At 47.1% G+C, this 24,332-nt stretch carries 24 protein-coding genes and 1 pseudogene; 17 read left to right on the plus strand and 8 right to left on the minus strand.

The features are described from left to right. The first annotated feature begins 92 nt into the window (after positions 1 to 92). The 9 genes from ACJJI5_RS08285 to ACJJI5_RS08325 all read left to right on the plus strand — a co-directional run bounded on the left by ACJJI5_RS08285 (position 93) and on the right by ACJJI5_RS08325 (position 8,609). The gene (locus ACJJI5_RS08285) at positions 93 to 1,262 is read left to right on the plus strand and encodes a hypothetical protein (protein ID WP_445355991.1); all 1,170 of its coding nucleotides are present in this window, start codon (positions 93 to 95) and stop codon (positions 1,260 to 1,262) included. 207 nt (positions 1,263 to 1,469) lie between these two features. After that, a complete protein-coding gene (locus tag ACJJI5_RS08290; protein WP_445355992.1) occupies positions 1,470 to 2,282 on the plus strand; it encodes a sensor histidine kinase in 813 nt (270 codons plus the stop codon). Further along, positions 2,270 to 3,031, plus strand: coding sequence for a LytR/AlgR family response regulator transcription factor (locus ACJJI5_RS08295; protein ID WP_445355993.1), 762 nt, complete (start codon positions 2,270 to 2,272; stop codon positions 3,029 to 3,031). The genes ACJJI5_RS08290 and ACJJI5_RS08295 overlap by 13 nt, the downstream gene beginning before the upstream one ends. 774 nt (positions 3,032 to 3,805) lie before the next feature. Then, entirely contained in the window at positions 3,806 to 3,931 is a 126-nt protein-coding gene (locus ACJJI5_RS08300; protein ID WP_445355994.1) for a hypothetical protein, read from the plus strand. A 39-nt stretch (positions 3,932 to 3,970) separates the two neighbouring features. Beyond that, a complete protein-coding gene (locus ACJJI5_RS08305) occupies positions 3,971 to 4,693 on the plus strand; it encodes a hypothetical protein (RefSeq protein WP_445355995.1) in 723 nt (240 codons plus the stop codon). Positions 4,694 to 5,307: 614 nt separating this feature from the next. After that, complete coding sequence (locus ACJJI5_RS08310; protein ID WP_445355996.1) at positions 5,308 to 5,922, plus strand: hypothetical protein; 615 nt, start codon at positions 5,308 to 5,310, stop codon at positions 5,920 to 5,922. A 23-nt stretch (positions 5,923 to 5,945) separates the two neighbouring features. After that, positions 5,946 to 6,629 (plus strand): ABC transporter ATP-binding protein, encoded by a 684-nt coding sequence (locus tag ACJJI5_RS08315; RefSeq protein ID WP_445355997.1) that lies wholly within the window; start codon positions 5,946 to 5,948, stop codon positions 6,627 to 6,629. Continuing rightward, entirely contained in the window at positions 6,617 to 7,831 is a 1,215-nt protein-coding gene (locus ACJJI5_RS08320; protein WP_445355998.1) for an ABC transporter permease, read from the plus strand. Before ACJJI5_RS08315 ends, ACJJI5_RS08320 begins: the two co-directional genes overlap by 13 nt. Then, positions 7,824 to 8,609, plus strand: coding sequence for an outer membrane lipoprotein-sorting protein (locus tag ACJJI5_RS08325; RefSeq protein WP_445355999.1), 786 nt, complete (start codon positions 7,824 to 7,826; stop codon positions 8,607 to 8,609). The genes ACJJI5_RS08320 and ACJJI5_RS08325 overlap by 8 nt, the downstream gene beginning before the upstream one ends. Before the next feature lie 66 nt (positions 8,610 to 8,675). On the opposite strand, the gene ACJJI5_RS08330 is transcribed toward ACJJI5_RS08325, so the two are convergent. Next, the gene (locus ACJJI5_RS08330) at positions 8,676 to 9,680 is read right to left on the minus strand and encodes a tRNA dihydrouridine synthase (RefSeq protein ID WP_445356000.1); all 1,005 of its coding nucleotides are present in this window, start codon (positions 9,678 to 9,680) and stop codon (positions 8,676 to 8,678) included. Positions 9,681 to 10,245: 565 nt separating this feature from the next. Here ACJJI5_RS08330 and ACJJI5_RS08335 point away from each other — a divergent pair. The 4 genes from ACJJI5_RS08335 (at position 10,246) to ACJJI5_RS08350 (ending at position 14,378) form a co-directional block, all read left to right on the plus strand. Next, on the plus strand, positions 10,246 to 10,482 hold the full coding sequence (locus ACJJI5_RS08335; RefSeq protein WP_445356001.1) for an OadG family protein: 237 nt from the start codon (positions 10,246 to 10,248) through the stop codon (positions 10,480 to 10,482). A 53-nt stretch (positions 10,483 to 10,535) separates the two neighbouring features. Continuing rightward, a complete protein-coding gene (gene oadA / locus ACJJI5_RS08340) occupies positions 10,536 to 12,326 on the plus strand; it encodes a sodium-extruding oxaloacetate decarboxylase subunit alpha (RefSeq protein WP_445356002.1) in 1,791 nt (596 codons plus the stop codon). Between the two features lie 19 nt (positions 12,327 to 12,345). Beyond that, the gene (locus ACJJI5_RS08345; protein WP_282933579.1) at positions 12,346 to 13,662 is read left to right on the plus strand and encodes a sodium ion-translocating decarboxylase subunit beta; all 1,317 of its coding nucleotides are present in this window, start codon (positions 12,346 to 12,348) and stop codon (positions 13,660 to 13,662) included. Positions 13,663 to 13,928: 266 nt separating this feature from the next. Further along, complete coding sequence (locus tag ACJJI5_RS08350) at positions 13,929 to 14,378, plus strand: hypothetical protein (protein WP_444912572.1); 450 nt, start codon at positions 13,929 to 13,931, stop codon at positions 14,376 to 14,378. A 133-nt stretch (positions 14,379 to 14,511) separates the two neighbouring features. Here ACJJI5_RS08350 and ACJJI5_RS08355 read toward each other — a convergent pair whose 3' ends face one another. Next, positions 14,512 to 15,159, minus strand: coding sequence for a type 1 glutamine amidotransferase (locus ACJJI5_RS08355; RefSeq protein ID WP_445356003.1), 648 nt, complete (start codon positions 15,157 to 15,159; stop codon positions 14,512 to 14,514). Next, positions 15,160 to 15,708 carry a hypothetical protein gene (locus ACJJI5_RS08360; RefSeq protein ID WP_445356004.1) on the minus strand — a complete coding sequence of 183 codons (549 nt, stop codon included), beginning with the start codon at positions 15,706 to 15,708 and terminating at the stop codon, positions 15,160 to 15,162. Positions 15,709 to 15,901: 193 nt separating this feature from the next. Between ACJJI5_RS08360 and ACJJI5_RS08365 the strand changes: the two genes are divergently transcribed. Beyond that, positions 15,902 to 16,783, plus strand: a complete 882-nt coding sequence (locus ACJJI5_RS08365) for a LysR family transcriptional regulator (RefSeq protein WP_445356005.1) — start codon at positions 15,902 to 15,904, stop codon at positions 16,781 to 16,783. Here ACJJI5_RS08365 and ACJJI5_RS08370 read toward each other — a convergent pair. The 3 genes and pseudogenes from ACJJI5_RS08370 to ACJJI5_RS08380 all read right to left on the minus strand — a co-directional run. Continuing rightward, a pseudogene (locus tag ACJJI5_RS08370) lies at positions 16,710 to 16,961 on the minus strand (allophanate hydrolase-related protein); the annotation flags it as partial. The gene ACJJI5_RS08365 and the pseudogene ACJJI5_RS08370 overlap by 74 nt on opposite strands. Positions 16,962 to 17,077: 116 nt before the next feature. Further along, positions 17,078 to 18,496 (minus strand): allophanate hydrolase, encoded by a 1,419-nt coding sequence (gene atzF, locus ACJJI5_RS08375; RefSeq protein WP_444942231.1) that lies wholly within the window; start codon positions 18,494 to 18,496, stop codon positions 17,078 to 17,080. A gap of 402 nt (positions 18,497 to 18,898) precedes the next feature. Then, positions 18,899 to 19,504: a hypothetical protein gene (locus ACJJI5_RS08380; RefSeq protein WP_445356006.1), complete on the minus strand. Its 606-nt coding sequence runs from the start codon at positions 19,502 to 19,504 to the stop codon at positions 18,899 to 18,901. Between the two features lie 236 nt (positions 19,505 to 19,740). Here ACJJI5_RS08380 and djlA point away from each other — a divergent pair, with 236 nt between their 5' ends. The 3 genes from djlA (at position 19,741) to ACJJI5_RS08395 (ending at position 22,155) form a co-directional block, all read left to right on the plus strand. Next, positions 19,741 to 20,526: a co-chaperone DjlA gene (gene djlA, locus ACJJI5_RS08385; protein ID WP_444916609.1), complete on the plus strand. Its 786-nt coding sequence runs from the start codon at positions 19,741 to 19,743 to the stop codon at positions 20,524 to 20,526. 46 nt (positions 20,527 to 20,572) lie between these two features. Beyond that, the gene (locus tag ACJJI5_RS08390; RefSeq protein WP_444905860.1) at positions 20,573 to 20,881 is read left to right on the plus strand and encodes a BolA family protein; all 309 of its coding nucleotides are present in this window, start codon (positions 20,573 to 20,575) and stop codon (positions 20,879 to 20,881) included. Between the two features lie 428 nt (positions 20,882 to 21,309). Next, a complete protein-coding gene (locus tag ACJJI5_RS08395; protein WP_413665047.1) occupies positions 21,310 to 22,155 on the plus strand; it encodes an OmpW/AlkL family protein in 846 nt (281 codons plus the stop codon). Positions 22,156 to 22,268: 113 nt separating this feature from the next. Here the strand turns inward: ACJJI5_RS08395 and ACJJI5_RS08400 are convergent, their stop codons facing one another. Further along, the gene (locus ACJJI5_RS08400; RefSeq protein WP_444905858.1) at positions 22,269 to 22,511 is read right to left on the minus strand and encodes a hypothetical protein; all 243 of its coding nucleotides are present in this window, start codon (positions 22,509 to 22,511) and stop codon (positions 22,269 to 22,271) included. A 277-nt stretch (positions 22,512 to 22,788) separates the two neighbouring features. Beyond that, complete coding sequence (locus tag ACJJI5_RS08405) at positions 22,789 to 24,300, minus strand: CoA-acylating methylmalonate-semialdehyde dehydrogenase (RefSeq protein ID WP_445356007.1); 1,512 nt, start codon at positions 24,298 to 24,300, stop codon at positions 22,789 to 22,791. Positions 24,301 to 24,332: the final 32 nt, after the last annotated feature.

A 24,332-nucleotide genomic window follows, 5' to 3' on the forward strand; every position in this document is an offset into this window, starting at 1 on the left:
AAAGCCATTTATCTGATTCCAGTACCGTTGGTCTTATCCGATGGTATGGGCCTGGAAGGTTGGTAGTGTGCTTCCCACGAATGGAGGCAACTATGAAACTATATTCTCTTTGGGCGCTACCTCTACTGATTGGTAGTGCTACTAGCCAGGCGGATGCCCTTGAATCACAGTGGGAGCTGGCGATGACAGCCGCTTATGATCGCGCTTCTGATAGCTCACTTTTTGAGGCGCAATCAAGTGTGTCTCGGCAAGCTTTACTACAGGGGGCTCTACAGTATGAAGCTTGGGAAGGGCAGATCTCTGCATTCCATCAGGCAGAGCGCAGTGGCAGTGAAGACTCAGAGTTGGTAGTTGAAGAGCTTTTCTGGCAGGGGAGCTGGCAGGACTGGGATTGGTTGCTGGGCAAGCGCCGCCTGGACTTTGGTGTTGGTTATGGACATCGCCCCCTGGATTGGTTTTTACCCATTGAGCGGAATCCGGTATCACTTCAAGTGAGCGAAGGAGTTGGGGTAGTGTCTGCCAGTCGTTTCACTGAAAATGGAGAGCTAAGTGTAATGCTGGTGGATGCCGGTATCAGCCAGGCCTCTGGGGGTGACCACCCGAAGGGATTTGCCATGCGCTGGTATCAGCTTGGAGCTAGTGCCGAGTGGCAGTTACTGGGTTACATGGATGATCAGCGAGGTATGAACTTAGGGGGAAGCTGGGTTAATACTTATGGAGAGCAATGGGAGATCCATACAGAATGGCGCTACCAGCAAGAATACTGGCGCTGGCGAGCCCCAGCTTTGACGGCTATGCCAAAACAGGAGCAGATGGATGATGGCTGGCAAGCTCTTATAGGAATGACTTGGGCAAACAGCATTGGGTATTCGGTTATTTTAGAGTACTGGTTTGATAGTCGGGCCTGGGGGAAAAGCGAATGGGAGCAGGTGTTTGATAACAGCCTATGGTACCAAAATCAGGGAGTGCAGTGGGATGGCCTTCGCCAATCCTCAGCAATGGCCTTTTTAAGTGATAATACCCTGAGGCATAATTTACTTTTACATTGGACGCTTACCAATAATGAGTACCATCCAAAAGTAGATTTAATATACACGCCTGAAGATGGTGGCCTTATTTTAACTATCGGGGGTGAGAGGGAGATGGCGGACGATTGGGTACTTGGAACATCCGTAAGATATTTTGCTGGTCCTGATGAGTCTGCTTTTGCGCAGCTCCAAAACCAGGCTGTATTTACCTTGAGTACGACTATTGTTTTTTGAGTGGAGTTAAGGGTGAATCTGTTAAGAGAGTGCTTACGTACATTGATAATTTGTGTGGTGGTGGCGGTGATCACTCAGGCTATCTGGGGGGGGAGCTATGCAGTTCACGGCGTAATTTCTCTGGCGTACGGATTTATAGCGACATCCACGAGGCAGGTAGTCGAGTTTTTCAAGCCCACTTGGCCCTCAAAAGTAAAGTATGCGGTAGTGAGTTTAGCGGCAACTGTACTGGGAACTCTACATGCTTGGTGGTGGGTATCGGGTTTTGGGGAATTTCGGGCACTTGATTTTTTAATTATTGCCATTCTTCTTTCCATTTTTCTCTATCAAGTTCATCTTAACCGGGAGCAATCTCACCAGCTTGAGAGGGAACGTCAGGAAGCTGAATTGTTAAAGCTTGAACAACAAAAGACTCTTGCTCAAAGCCAGCTAAAAGTGCTGCAAAGCCAGATAGAGCCTCATTTTCTTTTCAATACTCTGGCCAATCTAAAAATGCTAATTCGTCACGACCCTCAAAAGGCAGAAGACCTACTGGATAACTTTAGTGATCTCTTGCGAATTAGCTTGAAAAAATCCCGTTCCGATCAGGTATCTTTAAAGGTTGAGCTTAGCAGTTTGAAATGCTATTTAGAGATTCAAAAGATACGCCTGGGGGAAAGGTTAGAGTATGAAGTTGATTTATCAGGGGATGTGAGTTTAGAGACATTTGTTCCCCCGTTACTTGTGCAACCCTTAGTGGAAAATGCAATTTTTCATGGCATTGAGCCTGCAGCCAAAGGTGGACTGGTCCGGTTGCGGGTGAAACAGAAGGAAGGCCAATGGGTTATTGAGGTGGAAGATAATGGTGTGGGACTCACTGCTGGAGCTAATAAACTTAGCTCCAGCAAACACAATGGGATTGCGCTAAGCAATATTAGGGAGCGACTTTCTACCCTTTACCAAGAGCGTGGTAAGCTACTGATTCAAAGTAATAATCAGGGCGGAGTAACTGCCCGTTTGGAGTTTCCATGCGTGCCATAATTGCAGATGATGAGCCTTTATTGCGTCACCATCTCGACCAAATGCTTGCCGATATTTTTCCTGAGCTTGAGGTTATTGGTAAAGCCTGTGATGGTAACGAAGCGTTAGCTCTGTGCCAGCGAGAGGAGCCTGATGTGGTTTTTCTCGATATTCGTATGCCTGGAATGGATGGTTTGGCTGTTGCTGAGGCTCTTGGCAAATTACAAACAAATCCTATTATTGTTTTTATCACGGCCTATGATGAGTATGCTGTAAGTGCTTTTGAGCATGAGGCAGCCGACTATCTGCTAAAACCTATTGATGACAAGCGATTGGAAAAAGCTTGTGATCGTATTCGGCAGCGCCTGAGAGACCGGGAAGAGGGTAACCTAAAGTCAGGACCTGATATTGAGGCGTTACTGAGGCAGCTTTCCTTAAGTAGACCTGAGTACCTTCGTTGGATTAAGGCAAGCAAGGGCGAAGATATTCATCTGATTGCCTGCGATGAGGTTTCGGCATTTGTGGCAGAGGACAAATATACGACGGTTTACTCCAGTCAGGGTGAGCATATTATCAGAACCCCACTAAAGGAGTTGTTAGCTCAGTTGGAGCCAGATTTATTTTGGCAAATCCACCGTTCTACAATTGTCTGTGTGAAGCGCATTCAAAAAGTATGCCGTGGAATAACTGGCGGTGTATCTGTGGTGATGGATGACGGGCGTCAATATACGGTGAGTCGCAGGGCTGCTTCGTTGTTTAAAACAATGTAGCAATTAACAATTTATAATTATCTTAACTTAGGGGGGGTAAATTGATCCCTCCAATTAAATTGATATGTATGTCAGAGATTCATATCTGCTACCTAAGGTTTAGTAACTTTACCGCCCTTATTTTTGATGGCGGGACATTCAGATTGGTTTGGTACCGAGAGATCTTTAATCTAAATGCTCCAACTGCCGCTGATTAAAGGGAGGGTGATAAGGTGGGATTGCGATAAGAGACTATAGCGTTAAAGATGATATAGGCTTTATTGAATTACTATTAAAGCCGAGCTTCAAACTTAATCGGATTTCAATTGCTAAGACTTTGGGGTGGTTGCTGTTTGGGTTTGAATTTGGACGCTTGTTTATATGTTTACATGCTATTGCTAAATGAATTGACTAGTAATCTTGTGCGAGCTGAGGGGGTTGCTTTTTGTAATTGTCGGTAATTTACTTTAGGGGTTTGATTGGCATAATTGCCCGCGACTTGAGGGGTGTAGTGTTTTTTTAATTGTAGATTAGCTATTTTGGTGGATTTGCGTTTGTTTATGCCTAGTGCTTGAGATTCTATCTGAAGGTCTATTTTCTGCTCTTTTGGCTTGGTAAATAGGCTAAGATTTTTCTTTATGGTTTTTCTATTTTAGGTCATTTTCTTAAATGGCTGTGAAGGTATATATGCTGCCTTCTTCCAGAAAGTGCGTAATCTATTTTCCTCTTGTAATGGCAGGTATTCTGCTGTGAGTACCTGTGTGTGAATTTTCTCCGATAATTAATGGAATAATTATGTTGGATAGTTTTAAGTTGGACTCTTCTTCCGTAGAAGGAGTTGAGGATCTAATTGAGGTGAAATCTCCCTACTTTGCACTAGAGGCTTTACATTTTGATGCTGACGGCTGGCTTGTTGCTTAAGTGCCTGTGCAATGTCAAAGCACATATGAAAGTAGTTTAATGGATGTCGCGGAGATTGGTCGACACTTGGCAATTTTGGGCTCTTGTTTTGGCGCTTTGGCCAATCCAGTGAGATCCAAGCATTACTACTTGGCGCGCAAAGCTGATTTGAAAACTTATGATAGCTTTGTTTCTGATATGCGCCCTGATCACCTTCTGGCCCGAACCAAAGCCGTATTTACCAATAAGAGAGAGTTGGTTGCTGAGGCTGAATTGTTAGACCCTGCTGGTGAAGTGGCGGCACGACTTAACGTGAAATATCATGTAATGCGGGAGCGATCTTTCCATAAGATATATAGTGATAGTATCCATGCTATTACTCCTGTTGTTAGCGATATTAATCCTTACTCCAAAAGTATTGATATTAATGTACATAATATTGATCTAATGTCCCTGATGGCAAGTATCGGTAGAGTTACTCCAGAAATGTGCATGGGGCATTTTGATAGGGTGAAAGCGTTGCCCGTTGCTATTGCCTCGCAGAGCCTTATTAAGTCGTGTTGTATATTTTTGAGGCGGTTGACAGGTGAAGATAGTGCTCGTTTTATAGTTACCTCTGCGGATTTGTGTGCGGATAATTTAGCGCTGGCAGGACAAGATGTAGATATAAAAGTAGAACTCTTAGATGTTGAAAACGATGTTTTTATTGTTCGTACTATAGCTACAAATAATTTGGGACAGTCTGTCGGTGAAATGATCACCCATATTGCAATGGTGGATTAGTCTTTGTAAATTTTATTAGATATTTTATACAGATCAAGGGAGCTGCTCTTTTGATCTGTATCCACTCTATGTACATCGCACTAATCTTATTAGTATCAATTTAGTTAGCAAGTCTTCAATATTTTGGCGATTCCGCAGTCTTTACTAACTGGTACACTCTCCTAAATTTAGACGCCTTAACGATTGCATCTCTTCGCGTGCAGTAATTTTCCACCTATCCACCCTCTAGGGAGCCTCTGAATAACTCCGTAATGCCTCTGCGGGTCTTGAAGGCTGCAGATGTTAGGCGCAGCTCGCCGTGAATGGCCGTAGCCCTTTGCAAGAGCTGCAACGCAGCAGCTGTGGCCTTCAAGGCCCGCCCTTAGGGGCTTGCATAGCGATTCACACTCCGCGTTGCGACTTCTTGAAAGGTCTAGACATTCCTGCGAAGCCGCGCCTTGATTGTGAACCGCTCTGCATGCCAGAGGTATCACGGAGTTATTCAGAGGCTTCCTACAGCCATTCAGCATAATTTTTTGCCTCTTATCCTCCCCAAAGACAGTTCATCGCACTGTCCTGAATGATACTTGGATGCTAGGTAATCTATCAGAAATTCAGAAGCAAGGAGAAGTGTAATGAAAAGGTTACTTGTAATAATGGCTTTAAATCTTGGGGTGAGCGTTTCATCCCTTGCTGCCCAGGACGCACAAATGGAAGGTTTGTACCAAAAAGCGGCAGCGCAGGGTGGGGCGGCGATAGAGGACTCCTATGAGGCTTTTAAGACATTACAGAAAGATAACCCTTCTGATCCTATTGTACTTTTTTACCTGGGGGCTAGTGAGACTCTAATGGCAAAAGAAAGCTGGTTGCCCTGGAGAAAGGTTAGTTATGCAGAGAATGGAATTGCCCGTATGGATAAGGCGCTCACCATAATTGAAGAAATGGAAAATCCTGGTCGTTCCTCTCAGGGGATGCCTCAAGACTTGCTGCTCAAAGGAATTGCTGCAACAACTTTTACTAAGGTGCCAAAGTTCTTTAATTCTTTTGACCGTGGGTTTGAACTTTATCATGAGTTGATGGGTGATCCACGCATGGGATATATGCCGCCAGACGCTACTCACTGGATTTACTGTGGCGCATTGCAGGCTGCAGAGCTTGAGGGTGACAAGGAGTTAGTGAATTTATGGGGAGCAAAGGCTGAGAGTCATGGCATATCAAATCCATGTGGTGATGTTAAAAACTCTGACTAATAGTACGAACAGGTAGTGAATCTATGTTACAGCTCACTCATATTGAAAAGACTTACACTTCCGGTGAGGTTCAACTTCGGGCGCTAAAAGATGTGAATCTGGATATTCGAGCAGGCACTATGGTAGCTCTGTGCGGACCATCGGGGTCTGGTAAAAGTACCTTGTTAAATATTTGCGGGCTACTGGATCATGATTACAGCGGAGAAGTCTGCTTTGCCGGCGAGGTGCTGAGAAAAAGCCATCGGCAGTCAATGAAGATCCGTCGTACCCAGTTGGGTTTTGTATTCCAAAAGTTTAATTTGGTTCCGGTAATGACAGCCTTTGAGAATGTAGCCTTTCCACTTCTTTTAAATGGAATGAAAGAAGGTGAAGTAAGACGGCGTGTAATGGGCATGTTGGATCATGTCGGGCTGTCCCAGTTTTCTAACTACAGGCCAGATCGACTTTCAGGTGGACAACAGCAGAGAGTAGCAATCGCTCGAGCACTGGTGCACCAGCCCAAACTGGTAATTGCCGATGAACCTACGGCCAGCTTGGATAGTGTTACCGCACAACAAATTATTGAGTTAATGAAAAGTTTAGGAATGGAGCAAAAAACAGCTTTTATTGTTGCCAGTCATGATGATCGAATGACTCGTCATTGCGATAGAGTTGTTGAACTGAAAGATGGTGTAATTCTGCAGGAGAGTGCTTTATGCGTCGCTTAAAAGTCGCGGTTTTAAATTTATTGCGCAATCGCCGCAGAAGCTTTCTTGCCGTTGCAATAATTTCCATTGTGGTGACGGCCTTGATGACCTCCGGAGGTTTTGGCCTATTTACGTATCAATCCCTTAAAGAGAACGCGGCGCGTAGTGAGGGGCATTTGGTGCTAACACAGCCGGGATATTTCTCTTCTGATGAGGACTTTCCTCTTCAGCTGGGTTTAGATAATGCCAATGAATTACGTAGGGACTTGTTGGTTGGGGAAAATGTGAAGGCTGTGCAGCCTAGAGTTTATCTGCAAGGGTTAATTTCCAATGGTGATAAATCTACTATTTTTTTAGGTCAGGGGATATTGCCAAGTGAATTTCGGGTTAAGGGGCCTTTTCTAAATGTCACTGAGGGCAGTATTTTATCAAACCGTGAAGATATCAGTGATCCTGAGATTATGCTGGGTAAGGATCTCGCAAGAAATCTTAATGTAAGCCCTGGGGATTATATTACTTTAATGTCCTCTACCGTTCATGGGGCTCTCAATGCAATGGATTTTAAGGTTAGGGGAGTTTTCGGGACGGGTGTTCCGGATATGGATAAGCGTCAAGTATATATTTCGGTTCAGGCTGCGCAGTTCCTGTTAGATAGTGAGCGGGTCTCAACCATGGCAATCTATGGCTACAACCTTGATAAGACAGCGAGTTTACAAGAAAAACTGCGTGAGTTAGTTCCAGAGCTGGAAATTACCACTTGGGAGGATCGTGCCTTTTTCTATCAGGGAGTAAAGAATCTTTATGACCGAATTTTTGGGTTGATGGGGATCATTATGGCGTTGGTTATCTTTGTCTCGCTTTTCAATACGCTGGCAATGTCGGTAACAGAGAGAACACGGGAAATAGGTACCCTGTCCGCATTGGGTGCATCCAAAGTGGAATTGATAACAGGGTTTATATTGGAGGCTTTAGTACTTGCTGTAGTGGGGTCTTTAGCAGGTGTTATTTTGGCTGGTCTGATAAGCGCTGGGTTGATGATGTTTGATATTACTATGCCACCACCTCCGGGAAAAACAACGGGGTATCCTTTGACTGTTTATTTCTCTATTAACTTGGCTTGGATGATTTCGATTGCAATAGCTGCGATATGTGTTTTTTCATCCTTCCTTGCGGCGCGGAAAGGTGTCAATAAACCGATTACTGAGGCATTGGTCCATGTATAAATTAAGATTAGGCAGAGTTAGCTTGGCGATTGGTTTTTTGCTGATGTTCTCTCCCTTTGTTTTAGCTGGGACTGAGGAGAAGGAAAGTCATTTTTCCGCTGTACAGGTAGAAAGCATGTTGACTAAAGCCGATTCCTATCGTCTTGGAGAGTCATCTTCAAAAGTTGTCACCAACATCCAGGTTTTTAAACAGGGAGAGTTAGAAAGCGAAGATCGCTACCATGTTTATACTCGCCCTGAGAGAAAATCATTGGTGGTATTTAAAGGTGTTGGTGAAGAGGGGCAAAAAATGCTGATGCTGCAGGATAACTACTGGCTATTGATGCCCCGCAGCCGCCGCCCTATCCGCATTACACCGATGCAAAGATTGCTGGGGGAGGCTTCAATTGGTGATATCGCCACTTTGACCTGGAGCCAGGACTATCGTGGGCAGTTCGAGGCAAGTGAAATTCTAAAGGATAAATTGACCCACAAACTTCAGCTGGAGGCAAAAACCAAAGGAGCCAGCTATCAAAAGATAACATTGTGGCTTGATAGTGAGAGTCTCTTCCCAATCCAAGCGGAGCTTTACTTGAAATCTGGAAAGTTGGCTAAGGTTGCGCATTTTGTATCGGGGATAAAGGATGAAGAGCTATTTGTGCAGGAGATGGTTTTGGTTGATAGCATCAAAGCTACCACTGAAACCAGAGTTCACTACGAAAGTAGCACTGCGCATCAGTTAGCGGAAAAATTTTACAATCCGGCTTACTTGAGTCGGCAGTCAAAAATGGATCTGTGAGAGTGGATCTGAGCGGGTAACTGCCTCTGCCAGTATCAATTCCGATACTGGCAGAGGTGCGGAAAATTAGGCTGCCTCAATTGATGCTATTTGAATTTTCCGCTCTTCGGAAAAAGCTCTATCAAGCTCTTCTGCCTCCCTGAGACGTTTTATTTTATCAAAGAACAATTGGGCTTTAGGAAAAGCCAATTTCAAGTAAGCGAGCCATTGTTTAATACGATTGCCCAGATACTTGGAAGGGTAAACTTCTCGGGTGGTTTGATAGTAACCCCAAAGAATTTCAATAATCTCTTGCCAGCCCATTGCTGTATAGCTCTCACCTGAGCAGTAGGCTTTTATCTGCTTGCCCAAATCTGGCCTGGCTAGCAGGCTGCGACCAAACATAAATGCTTCGCATCCGGTTACTTCACGGCAGCGTTGAAATTCCTCAAGTGTCCAGATATCCCCGTTGGCAATGACTTGGATTTCGAGTTTTTGACGAATTTCACCGATGTATTCCCAGTAGGCTGGGGGTTTATAGCCATCGACTTTGGAGCGAGCGTGTACTGCCAGTTCATTTGCGCCGCCAGCTGCTGCGGCCTGGGCGTTATCCATATAGCTAGAGCGATCATTAAAGCCCAGTCGGATTTTTGCGGTGACAGGGATGTTTTCCGGGACAGCGCGGCGAACCGCTCCTACAATAGCTTCCACTCTGTGAGGGCTTTGCAATAGGCAGGCGCCACCGTCGCTGTTATTCACTGATTTTGCAGGGCAGCCGAAATTGAGATCAATTGCTGTAGCACCGAACTCAACTGCTTTTACTGCATTAATTGCCATTGCATTGGGGTTGCCGCCTAACAGCTGTAACCGTACTGGAATCCCGCTTGGGGTCTTTGCACCTTTGTCGACCTCTGGGCACAAGCGGGTGAATACTCTGCGAGGCAAGCGAGTATTAGTGACACGAACAAACTCTGTAACACAGATATCGACCCCTCCAATGGCGGAGAGCAGGGCACGTACGTGATGGTCGATTACCCCTTCCATTGGTGCCTGGTAAATCGTAGGTTCTGGGATAGGTGTCTTGTCGGTCATAAGTCAGTTGAGAGGTAAATCATAAATCTAAAGGCGCATATTCTATCAGCAAGTTATTGTAATGGCGCAAAAACGATCATTCTTCAGTATATAAAAGTAGGAGAAATAAACTCAGCCTATTGATGTTTTGCACCAAAATTGGGCGTGGCAATTTAGACCCCTCCGTTGCCCCTGAAACCAATAAGTGTTTGATTTTAAAAGCAACTTGTATTGATAATAGAAAAATATCAGCATTTTGGAACTAACGAATTTTTTCCTGTGTGCCCGCTCTTTTTGGGGGAGGTCCAGGTGCAGCGGCGGTTGAAATTACCGGTCTAGGGAATAAGATTCCGATGTGCAGAAATTTGGGACGGCTGGGCTAAGTGAGATTTTCCCGGGCAAGTTTATTGGTTGTACGACATAAATTTGTTTAATTGTGAGCGAAGATTTTACATATGCACAAAATATCAATTGGGGTGTTTCAGCTGTCCTGAATAAATAGGTACGTAAATTCATAGTGTTACGGGGACAGATGAAACCGTCCGGAATGGCTGGTTTTATTGCCTGGTGCCAGGGGGAATAAACAGTGCAAGAAACACTTTTGCAACAGGGGCTAGATATCACCCTGTTTGGTATGGGAATTGTTTTTACTTTTCTGCTATTGCTGGTGATCGGTACCGGTATTATGTCGAGAGTCATCTCCCGCTATTTCCCCGAAGCGGAGCCCGTATCCGACGCGCCTTCCCCAACCGCTGGGAATGATAAGGCCCATTTACATGCGGTGATTAAAGCGGCGATCGAACAGCATCGCAAAAGACGCTAACCACCAATCGCTTCCAAACAATTTCCAATAATTTCTGCCGAGAGAGATAACCCATGACTGAGGTTAAAAAGCCATTGGGGATTACCGATGTAGTCCTGCGCGATGCCCACCAGTCACTGTTCGCTACCCGACTGCGACTGGACGATATGCTGCCGATAGCTGAGAAGCTCGATAAAGTTGGCTTCTGGTCTCTGGAGTCCTGGGGGGGTGCTACTTTCGACTCCTGCATTCGCTATCTCGGAGAAGATCCCTGGGAGCGTATTCGCGAACTGAAGAAAGCTATGCCGAACACGCCCCAACAGATGCTGTTCAGGGGACAGAATATTCTCGGCTACCGCCACTATGCGGATGACGTGGTTGAGAAGTTTGTAGAGCGTGCTGCAGTCAATGGGGTAGACGTGTTCCGCGTGTTCGACGCGATGAACGATATGCGCAACCTGAAAACCGCACTGGCTGCGGTGAAGAAACAAGAGAAGCACGCTCAGGGCACCATCTCCTATACCGTGAGCCCAGTACACACCATGGACTTGTGGGTGGACCTGGGGCGCCAGATCGAGGATATGGGAGCGGATTCCATCGCGATCAAGGACATGGCCGGTCTGCTTCGCCCCTATGAGGGCTACGAGCTGGTGAAACGTTTGAAGGCCGCCGTGGACATCCCCATCCATATGCAGTGCCACGCTACTACCGGTTTATCTACTGCTACCGCTCTCAAGTGTATCGAGGCGGGTATCGACAACGTGGACACCGCGATCAGCTCTATGTCCATGACCTATGGTCACAGCCCAACCGAAGCGTTGGTGGCGATTTTGGAAGGCACTGAGCGGGACACCGGGCTGGATATTAATCTGCTGGAAGAAATTGCGGCTTACTTCCGTAACGTTCGCAAGAAATACGCGAAGTTTGAGGGCTCCTTGAAAGGCGTGGACTCCCGCATCCTGGTGGCCCAGGTGCCGGGTGGCATGCTCACCAATATGGAGAGCCAGCTGCGCGAACAGGGCGCCGGGGATCGCTTGGATGATGTGCTAGAGGAAATCCCGCGGGTGCGTGAAGACCTGGGCTTTATCCCGCTGGTTACCCCCACCTCCCAGATTGTGGGTACCCAGGCGGTGCTCAATGTCCTGACTGGAGAGCGTTACAAATCGATCTCTAAAGAGACTGCCGGAGTCTTGAAAGGTGAGTACGGTGCGACGCCTGCTGAAGTTAACCAGGAGCTGCAAGTCCGGGTGCTTGATGGCGCTAATCCGGTTACCTGCCGTCCGGCGGACCTGTTGGCACCGGAGTTGGACAAATTGACTCTGGAGCTTCAAGAGAAAACCGGTGAACAGGGTGTAGCCTTGACCGATGGTGAGGGGGAGATCGACGATGTGCTTACCTATGCACTCTTCCCGCAGATTGGCCTGAAGTTCCTGAAAAACCGTGGTAATCCAGAAGCTTTCGAGCCAGTACCTACCGGTAATGAAGGTGCTGCAGTCAAGAACGACAAAGGTGAAGAAGTTTACACCGTGACTGTAGAGGGACAGAGCTACACCGTCACTGTGGCCGATGGTGGTGACTTAACCAATATTGCCCCTGTGTCCGGTGGTGCTCCAGCATCTGCAGCTAGTGCACCTTCCGTGCCTGCTACAGGAGGTGAGCCGGTTAATGCGCCTCTCGCTGGAAATATCTTCAAAGTAATGGTGAAGCCTGGGGATCAGGTGAGCGAAGGCCAGGCGGTGTTAGTACTGGAAGCGATGAAGATGGAAACTGTGGTGAGTGCCCCTCGTGCCGGTAACGTCGCCAGTGTGGCAGTAAAAGAAGGCGATTCAGTGGCGGTGGGTGATGCCCTGCTGTCCATTGCATAGCCAAAGGTAGGAGTCACACGTGGATAATCTGATTACTCTTTGGCATTCCTCCGGTGTCGCGCAGATGGCATCGGGCCAGTTCATTATGATTTTGGTGGGCCTGGGCCTGCTGTTTTTGGCCATTCGCAAAAACTTTGAGCCCCTGCTTTTGGTACCTATCGGTTTCGGCGGAATCCTGGCCAATATTCCCGGTGCCGATTTGGCACTCTCAGCCGCGGAGACAGCCCTTACCCAGGGAGATGGAGCTGTGTTGGCGCAAATGGCCCAGATTCTGGGCCTTGATAGTACTTCAGCTTTACCCGCGCTAAAGGAAGCTCTGGCCAGTGCGCCGGCAGCCGTGCAGGTACAAGCAGCTGAGTTTGCCCGGGATGCCGGTTTCAATAACGGTATGCTGTATAACTTCTATTCCGTAGCTATTGCTTCCGGCATTGCGCCGTTGGTGATTTTTATGGGCGTAGGGGCTATGACTGACTTTGGTCCACTACTAGCCAATCCGCGCACCTTGTTCCTCGGTGCAGCGGCCCAGTTTGGGATCTTTGCCACGGTGCTCGGTGCTGTGGGTCTCTCGGTAGCGGGAATCATGGACTTCTCAATCGCCGATGCCGCAGCGATCGGTATTATCGGTGGAGCAGATGGTCCCACAGCTATCTATGTTTCCAGCCTATTGGCCCCGGACCTGTTGGGGGCTATTGCTGTAGCAGCTTATTCGTATATGGCGCTAGTGCCTATGATTCAGCCGCCGATTATGCGAGCTCTGACCACTGAGCAGGAACGCAAAATTGAAATGGTGCAATTGCGCCATGTGAGCAAGCGGGAAAAAATTGCCTTCCCGATGTTGCTGCTGATTTTGGTGGCCCTGTTCCTGCCAGCTGCTGCACCGCTGTTGGGTATGTTCTGCTTTGGTAACTTGATGCGTGAGTGCGGAGTCGTTTCCCGATTGTCGGACACCGCTCAGAACGCGCTGATCAATATCACCACTATTTTCCTGGGACTTTCCGTTGGTTCGAAATTGGCGGCAGACAAATTCCTCGATCCTAAAACCCTGGGTATTTTGGCTTTGGGTATTGTGGCGTTTGCGATCGGCACTGCGGCTGGCGTGTTGATGGCTAAGTTGATCAATGTATTCAGCAAGCACAAGATTAACCCATTGATTGGTTCTGCTGGTGTTTCTGCCGTACCTATGGCCGCGCGGGTGTCCAACAAAGTAGGACTCGAATCCAATCCTCACAACTTCCTGTTGATGCACGCAATGGGGCCCAACGTAGCCGGTGTTATCGGTTCTGCGGTGGCTGCGGGTGTGATGATCAGTATGGTGCGGAGCCTTACTGGCGGGTAACCAAAATCCATGGCTTTGGAAGAGAGGGCGAACGGTGTTCGCCCTTTTTTGTTGACCTAAAACAAATGCATTTTGTCCGCTTTTGCTGGTTAAAACAGATCCTTCTGATTTAAATAATGTGAAGAGGCAGTCATAGCTGGAGTAGGTATGTTTATCCGGTCAACAGAGTATCTCCATCGATAGAATTCATTTTGAGTTAAGGTTAGTTGCGCTATATTCCTCCCAAAATGTTTACTGGAATAAAAATTCATTAGGAAGTAACCCCAATGCGTAGTTTGCCATTCTTAATTGCCTTTGCTCTTTTCTCCACTAGTGCATTTGCACATGATAATCATCAAACTGCGGAAGAAGTCCGCCAGTTAAAGAAAGAGGTGGTTAAGCTCCGTAAAGAAGTACACTCTGACCACAAACAGGGTGTTGGAGCTGAAAATGTTCGTGACTTAGAAAAAGAAGTGGTTAAGTTACGAAAAAATGTCCATCGGCTTCAGGGCTTGATTTTGGAGTTGCAGGCGAGTATTGAAGCTCAGTCTGAATTGGCACATCCAGTTCCGGTGGAGGAGCGCCCTAAGTGGGCCTGCTATATGTCAGATGTAAAAGCTGGGGGTATTCACTCTAAGGGTTTTAGTCGTATTGAAGCGAAGGGGAGATTACTTGAAATTTGCTCCCAACGTGGTGGCCTTTGCTTCGAGAGTGGAATTGAATGCTCCGATGAGTAGAAACTAATAGCCAGTTTAATATGGGGCGGCTACTCTTGGATGAGTTTGCGCCCCTGGCTACCCCTTACAAAGTAAGGACGATAACTATTAGGTGAGAGTACAGCTTTGCACCACTTGTTCATACTTAAGCTTCTTATCTAAGGTTGCCTAGTTTATAGAAGTGAGTGTCTAGGATCTTATTTAAAAAGTCACGCCCTTGCTGATGGAGTTTCTCTGAGGAACCGTAGGTCTTAAAGTATTCAGGAAATAGTTGGGCAATATCTTCACTGGACCACTCTAGGTGAAACTGCAAACCCATTATTCTTTCGCTGAATAAAAACGCCTGATGAGGGCACAAATCAGATTCAGCCAAGCAGCTTGCCCCCTCCGGAATTTCAAAAAAATAATTATGTGCCTGGAACACATTCTCTAAATTAAAATTCAGTGCTGTTGTAGACCTTATAGGTAGCCAGCCTATTTCCTCTTGAGGAAGCTGGCGGATCTCTGCTTCCAATGCATGTGCAAGAATCTGTGCCCCAAGGCAGATGCCCAATATTGGGATCGGAAGTTCAATGCAGTTTTTTACCCATGCAATCTCATTGGCAAGCCAGGGGAGCCTTACGCGCTCACAAACGTTCATCATCCCACCAAGGATAATAACTCCGCTAAAGCCGCTTTGAGGAAGTGGTGACTTCTGGGGGTTAATGATAGAAAGCGGTATTCGCTTCTCTGTAGCCCAGTCATAAATATACCCCGGGCCCTCAGTCTCCTCATGTTGGATAATCAGTATTGGTTTGATCATTTACTGGAAATCCTGACTTTCAAAATACAGTTCTTCCTTGTAGTGGATGCCAGCTTTAGTTAGGCTTTTTGGCCAGCTATCTTTCGAAAGTGGTTTTAAACTGCTGCTATAAATGTCGCTGGAAAAATTATGGTTGGTGCTGACCAGTAGTATTTGGTCGAAGCTGGGGGTGGATGCAATTTCATGCACAAGCAAAGTGGAATTTTCAAGAAATATTAATTGGTAGTGCCCATTTTCTGTTTGGGTAAGGGGGCTGTCCATTAGTCGAGAGGTTACCCGGAAAGTAATAGCTTGCAGAGCAAGTTTTCCTCCTCGTTCAAAATGCCCTGTAAACAATTTGGCGTTAAAGGCATTAAGGTTTCCCTCTCGTAGTTCGCGTAAAGAAAACTCCTCTGGAAGCAATGTAACTAACTCGTTTCGCTTGAGGAGGTTTTGCACCTCCTCCTGGTCATCAGTCTCCAATTCCAAAATAACTTGATGACTGTGTTTTCCGCCATGTAGTGGCATGTGTGTGGCAATAATTTGCCCGCCGACGGTAAACAGGGCCATGCCATGAATTCCGACCGAATTGTCACTTTGTGCTAATGAAGATTGTGTGAAGCATACGCTTGAGCTGATTGTCAGCGCCAAAAATAGAAGAATATTTTTCATCGGTTTTGTGTAGCTATGACCTTGGATGCAGGGGATTCTAAGAGTACTCTAGTGAATAATCGATTCAAAAAAAGATACATTTGATTCCACTATGGAAATAGAAGCACTTGAGAAGTTTCTAGTGATTGCTGCGACGGAGAACCTTCAGCGCTCCGCAGACAGGTTGGATACGAGCCCAGGCGGATTGAGTAAAACATTAAAGCGGCTGGAAGGAGAGCTGGGTACTCGCCTGTTTGATCGAGTTGGCAAGCAACTGAAAATCAATGATGCAGGCCGCAGACTGCAGAGTCGGGCGGTTGAGATGGTGGCGATTGCCAGAAGAATTCGCTCTGAAGTTGGTGAGCTAGAGGGAAATCAGGAGTGCCGAATTGCTGCTCCGACTATGCTGCAACTAGCTTGGGGCACATTTATCCACCGCAAAATTATTAGTGAGGAAGCAGGAGGACGGTTGTCATTCACATCGGCCTATGAAGCCTTGGCATTGAAGATGTTATCCAGGGGGGAGGTAGACCTGGCCCTGATAACCGGAGCGGTTTTTGGGCAGTTGTCATCCACAATGGATGTTCGGCCACTTGGCTCAGTATCAATGTGTATTGCTGCGGGGCCTAATCACTCTTTGATAGTGGAGCAGGGGGCTGAGGTGAAGGCTTCACTGTCAGATATCTTGCAATATCCATTTGCCGCACCGAGGATATCACCCTTCTGTGGTGAAGAGCGGGGGATAGGTAGCGATGGCTGGCCGGAAATTAATTATCCTCGCAAGGTGCGGGTCGTTGTAAATGATTATGGGGTTCTTTGCCAGCTAGTAAAAAATAATAGGCTGCTCGCTTTTCTGCCTGAGCCTCTGATAACTGAAATAGGTGGGGTAATCGTTAGGGTGGAGGATGGCGATATAAAATCTAGTGAAGAGCTTTTTGTAGTAGGAAGGAAAACGAATGCCTCCTGGCTAAGTAAATTCGCCGAGTGGGCTTAGTGTTTGGATTGGAGCCAATTAAGCCAGCTTCCATAGAGGGTATTGCAGCAACTAAACGGCCGAAATATTCGCTTGGTAACTGCCATATTTCCACCTGGATGGCTTGCCCATTTCCTGATTCATCGCGAACCAGAGCGGGGCGCACCTCCTCGGGGAGAACATAGAGTCGGTATTGGTGACTGGTTGTTGTTTTCTGATATAACTGTTCTCCCCGCTCAGTGAGTTGCCAGTTGAGAGGTTACTCTTTGAGATGTGCACCACAGACTACAATTTTTACCAGCTTGTCCGGTGTAGCTAATGGCGAGAGCCGCTGTCTTGGTTGGACGTCTCTCCTGGGCGTTCTCCTGTAGCAGCCAATGGGAGATTACAGGCCTGGTGTAAACTATTAGAAAAACTTAGCAGGGACATATCGCAATGTTTCTGGCTAAATAAAGTGACTCCCCAGCTAATTCCGGAGCTAAGAAAGCCAACGGGCACTGCGGTCGCAGAATAGTCTAATAAGTTCATAAAATTTGTGTAGGTTCCGAGAATAGAATTTCTTTGAATGGGTTGCTCGGCTATTTGCTGGCGGGTGTAAGCAGTCGGTATAGTGGGAATAATGATAAAATCGACATTCTCCAGTGTTTTATCACAAATTCTCTTTAGTGCTTGTAAGCGGTATTGTCCCAAGAAAGCATCAGCTGCAGTTTTTGTTTCCGCGGAGTTAATAACCTTCCGGATTACCTCAAGCATGGATTTCGGTTTTACACCTTGAGTTGCAATCCAGCGCTCGGCTACCCAGGGACCTTCGTATAGTAGCTTTGCCGCTTCTATAAAAGGATTAAAGTCTACAGTTACAGCCTGTCCGCCCAGCACTTTTAATTTTTTGATAGATTGATTAAAGAGTGCCTGGGTTTCTTTATTCCCTTGAAAATCAAGTTGCTCAGGTATACCAAAAGAAAAATTGATCTTATTGTTAGGGAAGCTTTCCTGGAAGTACCGCAGCCTATTTGAAGATGGGGTGGTACGGCTATAGATATCGGCTGAATCAAACTTCGTCGTAATATCAAGTAGTTTGGCGGCATCTTGACAATTTAGAGCGAATATTGACACGCAGTCGAGACTTTTACAGGCGGGGACAACCCCTGTAGTGCTCAGCAGTCCCCGAGTGGGTTTGTGGCCTATTAAATTATTGAGTGCCGCAGGTACCCGACCAGAGCCAGCAGTATCTGTTCCCAAAGCAAAACTGACTTGCCCAAGTGCTGTGGCAATAGCTGATCCCGCACTGCTCCCGCCAGAAATATACTCCTGGTTAAAAGAGTTTTTACCTTCTCCGTAAGGGGAGCGAACACCTACTAGGCCGGTGGCGAATTGATCGAGATTGGTTTTGCCGAGCGGCACGGCTCCTGCTTCAATCAATAGCTTCACAACAAATGCGCTTTCGCTAGGGATATAGCTAAAGTCTGGGCAGGCTGCTGTTGTAGGTACTCCAGCAAGATCAATATTATCCTTGATAGCAAAGGGCACTCCGTATAAAGGCAGATCGCTGGGCCTTATTCGGTCCAATGAATCTAGATAGGGCTCTAGCTCTTCTCGCGTTAATAGGGTGATCCAGGCGTTATAATTGGCTTGCTGCTGTGCCTGCTTTAATAGACTGCCAATGAGTTCACGTGGTGTCGTAATACCTTGCGAGTAGGTGTTTCTTAGATGGTCTAGCGTTAAATCGTGGGCCATAAAAGGGTTCCGAGAATAACTTCAACTAGGGAGCCTCTGAATAACTCCGTGATACCTCTGGCATGCAGAGCGGTTCACAGTCAAGGCGCGGCTTCGCAGGAATGTCTAGACCTTTCAAGAAGTCGCAACGCGGAGTGTGAATCGCTCTGCAAGCCCCGAAGGGCGGGCCTTGAAGGCCACAGCTGCTGCGTTGCAGCTCTTGCAAAGGGCTACGGCCATTCGCGGCGAGCTGCGCCTAACATCTGCAGCCTTCAAGACCCGCAGAGGCATTACGGAGTTATTCAGAGGCTCCCTAGATACCGGACTGTTATTTATTTCGGTGCTTGTATTACTAAGATTATATTTTTCAAGAATTTTCATCACACTGTAAACCGCATAATTTTAGATTTAGCAAGTACATAATTAGTTTGATGCCCTCTCCGGTGGACAGGGTGTACCTGCTGCAATCCAACCTTTCATTGCTTCAATGAACTTATCGTGGGGGATACTTACCGGCTGGCGGCTGTCACCGGGGTGCCAGCCCCACAATACCAGTGGGCTGGTACTGACAAACTCCAGTTGACTGGTTGGTGCTCGCCCGCCGTTGTCCTGGGGAGTAGTTAGCAGTTTGCAGATTTGAGCTGAGGATTTTTGTGACCAGTTCAACTCAATGGGTGCCATAACCCACCCTGGAGCTCCAGGCGCACCGGTAACAGGATTGTTTTTATTTGAATGGCAGTTATTGCAACGCATGGTACCTGCCCCCATATTATCTGGACCGCGCTCCACTCTAGGAACATGGGGAGACCCTTCATTTATAAGTGGCATCTCCAACTGGTGGCAATTGAGGCAGCGGGGGTGCAGAAGGACCTCTACGATAGTTTCCCATTCCTGGTGCCCTGGAGTGCTGCTGGCCTCCTCTTGCTGGGATGCACCTCGATGTTGATCGCAACCGGTTAACGTGAGGAGTGCTATGGCACACAAAGCCAATAGGGGGCGAAAGAGAGCTGTGTCTGGCCGCATTTTCATTCGGCTTGCCTTTAAGTTCGATTTTCACTCTCAAACATAATTGGGCCTGAGGACTAGTGATAGTTTCGAGATTGATTGCCGCGTCAAAAGATAGACCTGGCGGGTTCAGTTCTATTGGGTTGTGACCAGAGATTCATATTTGGGGATTAAGGCGCCGTAGTACGTGGTATGATAGGCGCGTTTTACTTGTTTGATTCTTATATAGCGGGCGCGACTTTTAGCGTCTAGGAGAGTGTATGTCCTGGTTAGGGGCGGGGTTAGGTGCAGGCTTTGGTTTTATGTTTGGCGGCCCAATTGGTGCGGCATTGGGAGCCTGGATCGGCAGTTCATTTGGTTCCAGTTTGCAGCAACGCCTCGGGAAGGCTGCTTCGGCCCTGAGCAGGGATGGAGCCCAGACAATCTTCATCGTGACTCTATTTTCGATGCTGGCAAAAATGGCTAAGGCAGATGGCCTGGTTTCCAAAGCTGAAGTGGAGTTTATAGAGGGCTTTATTAGAAATAACCTCCGTCTGGGCACTGAGGAGCGCAAGCATGCAATCCGTATTTTTGAAAATGCCAAGACTGATAAGTACAGCATTTACGATTACGCAAAACAGTATCGCCAGCTGGTTCGCGATCAAGCAATGCGGGAAATGGTGTATCGCCTATTATTTGCTGTTGCTTATGCCGATGGTGAATTACACAGCGCAGAAGAAGAAATTTTAAAACGCATCACTGTTGATCTTGGGTTGCATGAATCTTTATTTGCGGCAATGCAAAATGAGTTTTTGCACGGGGGTAGGAGTACGGCTGCAAATCTGGAGCAGCATTACGCAGTGCTGGGTTGTACCCCGGAGACTAGCGATAAAGAGCTTAAATTAGCTTATCGCCGAAAAGCAGCAGAGTACCATCCCGATAAAATTGCTTCCAAGGGGTTGCCTGAAGAGTTTATGCGTCATGCTGATGATCAGATGAAAAGTATTACTGTTGCCTATGAAGCGATTGTGGAGGCGAGAAAGCAACAGGCTAAGGTTGTCAGCTAGGTTCTGGAAAGTAGCCTTGCTGTATCGCAAATAAAGGAGTTGATAGATGAGTCTTGCTGAGACAATTAAACATAAACTGACTGCGGAATTTTCCCCTCAGCATATTGAAGTGCAATGCGAAAGTCATATGCACAATGTGCCTGTTGGCTCTGAAATGCACTTTCGGGTCGTTTTGGTGAGTGAGGCGTTTAATTCGGCAAGGAAAGTGCAGCGCCATCAAAAAGTCTATGCGGCTTTGTCTGAAGAAATGGCTGGCCCAATACATGCTCTGGCTCTGCACACTTACAGCCCGGAAGAGTGGGAGGGACAGGCCCCCCAGAGTCCTGAATGCCAGGGTGGTGGAAAAAAGTCGTAATTCAGCGCTTTATTTAAAACAACTCAGACAGGTTCCAGTTCTGGGGCCTGTCGCGTTTTTCATGTAAACAGTCATTCAAAAATTTCAGTTTCTTTTTGCGTCACGAAAGCCCTCATAAGTTTTTGCTGGTTGTAAGAATCAGTGGTGAAATGGCGTCTATTTTCTGTTTATTAATTTAGATCTCTTCATATCTCTCTTGCTCTGGTGGTCGCTAGAATTCCAAGAGGCGCCTATCCATTTTAAAAATCATACTTTGTTCGGGAAAATTAAACGCCAAAAAGCGGTTTAAGTGCCAGAAAACAATAAATACTTTTTTACACGCCAACATTTGTTTGTTTTTTCTACACCTGTTACTTCGTGCGACTAGACTGACCATTGATTGGGCTGATTGCTGTTTGATCTGCTGAATATCAATGGAGTTACCACAAATGAAGATGACGCGTATTCTGATCCCCGTTATGACGCCCCTCGCCTTAGCAATCTCTAGTGTCGCTTCGGCAGGACCGGCTGGCTATGCCCCCCCCCCACCAAAGACCCAGGAGTTTAAGGTTCGAATTGGTGGGGCCTATATCTCGCCTAATTCGGACAATGCCACTTTTGCTGACAGATGGCTCGAAGGGCCAGATGACTTTATTGACGATTGGGGTGCATTCCGCTCTAACATTGATCCCAGTGATGAGTGGGGCTGGTTTATCAATGTAGAGTGGCGGGCTACCGACCATATGAGTGTATCCCTGAGTTACACCGAGGGTGACCGCCACACAGGAGGAGATAACAGACCCTGGTTACGTCGTTTTAACCCGGACTTTGATGAGTTCCACCGCCGTCGCGACTTCGCTAGATGGAAGCCTCAAATCACGGCTGCTTATCTGAATTATTATCCTTTAGATCCCAGCTGCATGGTTCAGCCTTATATGGGAGTAGGTATTAACTATACCGACTTTACCGATGAGCGCCTGAGACATTGGGGTTGGTGGGATTTCGATGATGATGTTGAAGTTTTCCGGCCCTGGGATGGTCGTGTAAACCTGGGTGACAACTGGGGATACACTTGGCAGATTGGTGTCGATTTTAATTTCGGTCATGATAGTAGCTGGCTGATTAACCTTGCCGCTATTTACTATGATGTAGATACCGATATTGAGGTGGATGCCTTCTGGTTCGATACCAATGATGACAATGAGTTCTATCGCCACAGATTTGGTGGTGATTACCTCTTTGACCCCTGGTCATTCAATATTGGTGTAGGCTACAAGTTTGATTTCCACTGGTAATCAGATATGCAGCCAAAAAAGGACGCTTCGGCGTCCTTTTTTATTTAACGCTCATCTGATATTCAGGGGAAGGCGCTTAATTTTTCTTGAGTGCTGCAGTTGCCAATTCTTGATTACAAGTGGCGCTTATATTGATCGCAGTTGTATTCTTTAAATTTCTCTCTCAATTTTTTTATCTTGTCCTTCCATTTCTCCATCTGCTCTCCCGATCCGCCATCTTTTCTTTCTTCGCGGAAGTGTTCAATTTTTTGTTGCCACTTTTTACATTTCTTAAATGATGCATCCTGTTGTGCTGCTGCCTGATGGGTAGCAGTCAGTACAGCAATAAGGGCAATAGCGAGACCTTTGGTTTTCATAATGGTTGTTCCAATTATTGCTAAATAAATATCTCACCCTGTCAATCTAAAGTAAATGAGGTGCAATAAAAAATAAGAACCTATTTGTTTTTTGGTGAGCCAATTAGTGAGGTAAATATAAGGTTTTAGTGCTAAGTGTGAAAATCGGGGCAGGGGAGTGTTTCAGGAACGTAAAGGTTGGGGTCCTGAAGGTTCATGCCTGCTAGCAGTTTATATCTGGAGATAGGAAGAAGGCCCGCTTAGTTATGGGCCTTCTTATAATGATTTGTTTCAGTAATTACTGATTTGAGGGAAAACTGAACTGAATACCTTCCCTTACACCACTGGCAGGCCAGCGCTGGGTAATGGTTTTGCGCTTGGTGTAAAAACGCACTGAATCGGGGCCGTAGGCGTGGAGGTCGCCAAACAGTGAACGCTTCCAGCCACCAAAACTGTGGTGTGCTACCGGTACCGGCAGAGGTACGTTGATACCAACCATTCCAACTTTAATATTGTCGCTGAAATAGCGTGCGGCCTCACCGTCGCGAGTAAATAGACAGGTGCCGTTACCGTATTCATGAGCATCGATAATATCCATGGCTTCCTGCATGGTTTCGACACGCATCACACAGAGTACCGGGCCAAATATCTCCCCACTATGAATCGACATTTCCGGAGTGACTCGATCGAACAGACAGGCGCCCAGGTAATTACCATTTTCAAAACCGGAAACGGTTTGGTTGCGCCCATCTACAGCCAACTCGGCACCCTCTTCGATACCAGCGGTAATATAACTCTCCACTTTTTGTAAGTGTTGCCGGGTTACCAGTGGCCCCATATCGCTTTGGCTGTCCATACCATCGCCGATTTTCAGATCAGCAATTTGTACTTTGAGCTTCTCAACAAGGGCATCGGCGGTTTCATTACCTACCGCTACAGCGACAGAGATGGCCATACAGCGTTCACCACAGGAACCATAGGCTGCGCCCATTAGAGCAGCGGCAGCGTTGTCCAGGTCGGCATCGGGCATGATGATCGCATGGTTCTTGGCACCACCAAACGCTTGCACTCTTTTTCCATGGGCGGTGCCTGTGGTGTAGACATATTCTGCGATCGGAGTCGATCCCACAAAGCTCACCGCTTGGATACGTTTATCAGTGAGGAGTGTATCGACAGCCTCTTTACCACCGTTAACCACATTCAGCACCCCTGTAGGGATGCCGGCTTCTATACCCAGCTCCGCGATAAACAGTGCAGAGGAGGGGGTGCGTTCGGAGGGTTTCAGTACAAAAGTATTGCCGCAGGCAATTGCCATGGGCCACATCCACAGAGGAACCATCGCGGGGAAGTTAAAGGGGGTTATGCCGGCGCAAACACCCAGCGGTTGGAATTCGCTCCAAGAGTCTATTGCCGGCCCGACATTTTTACTGTGTTCGCCCTTTAGCATTTCCGGAGTAGAGCAAACGTATTCGATATTCTCTATGCCCCGCTGTAATTCCCCCATCGCATCGTCGAGGACTTTGCCGTGTTCCAGGGTAATCAGCTCACAGACCTTTGCGGCGTTCTCCTGCAGCAGGTCTCGCAGGCGGTACATAATCCGTACTCGCTTGGACGTCGGAAGGTTTCGCCAAGCGGGGAAGGCCGCTTCAGCTGCGCTAATGGCCTCTTCAACCGTCGCTTTAGAGGCTAGCGAAACCTGGGCGATCACTTCGTTGGTGGAGGGGTTGGTGACCTCTTGGAGTTCGGAGTTACCTGCGGCACCGGTGTCATTAACCATGTTGCCATTAATCAGGTGGCCGATTACTTTCATAGTTCTCTCTCAGTCGGGTTTATCAATTATTG

It is taken from the genome of Microbulbifer maximicatervae (SeqCode) (assembly GCF_052467955.1).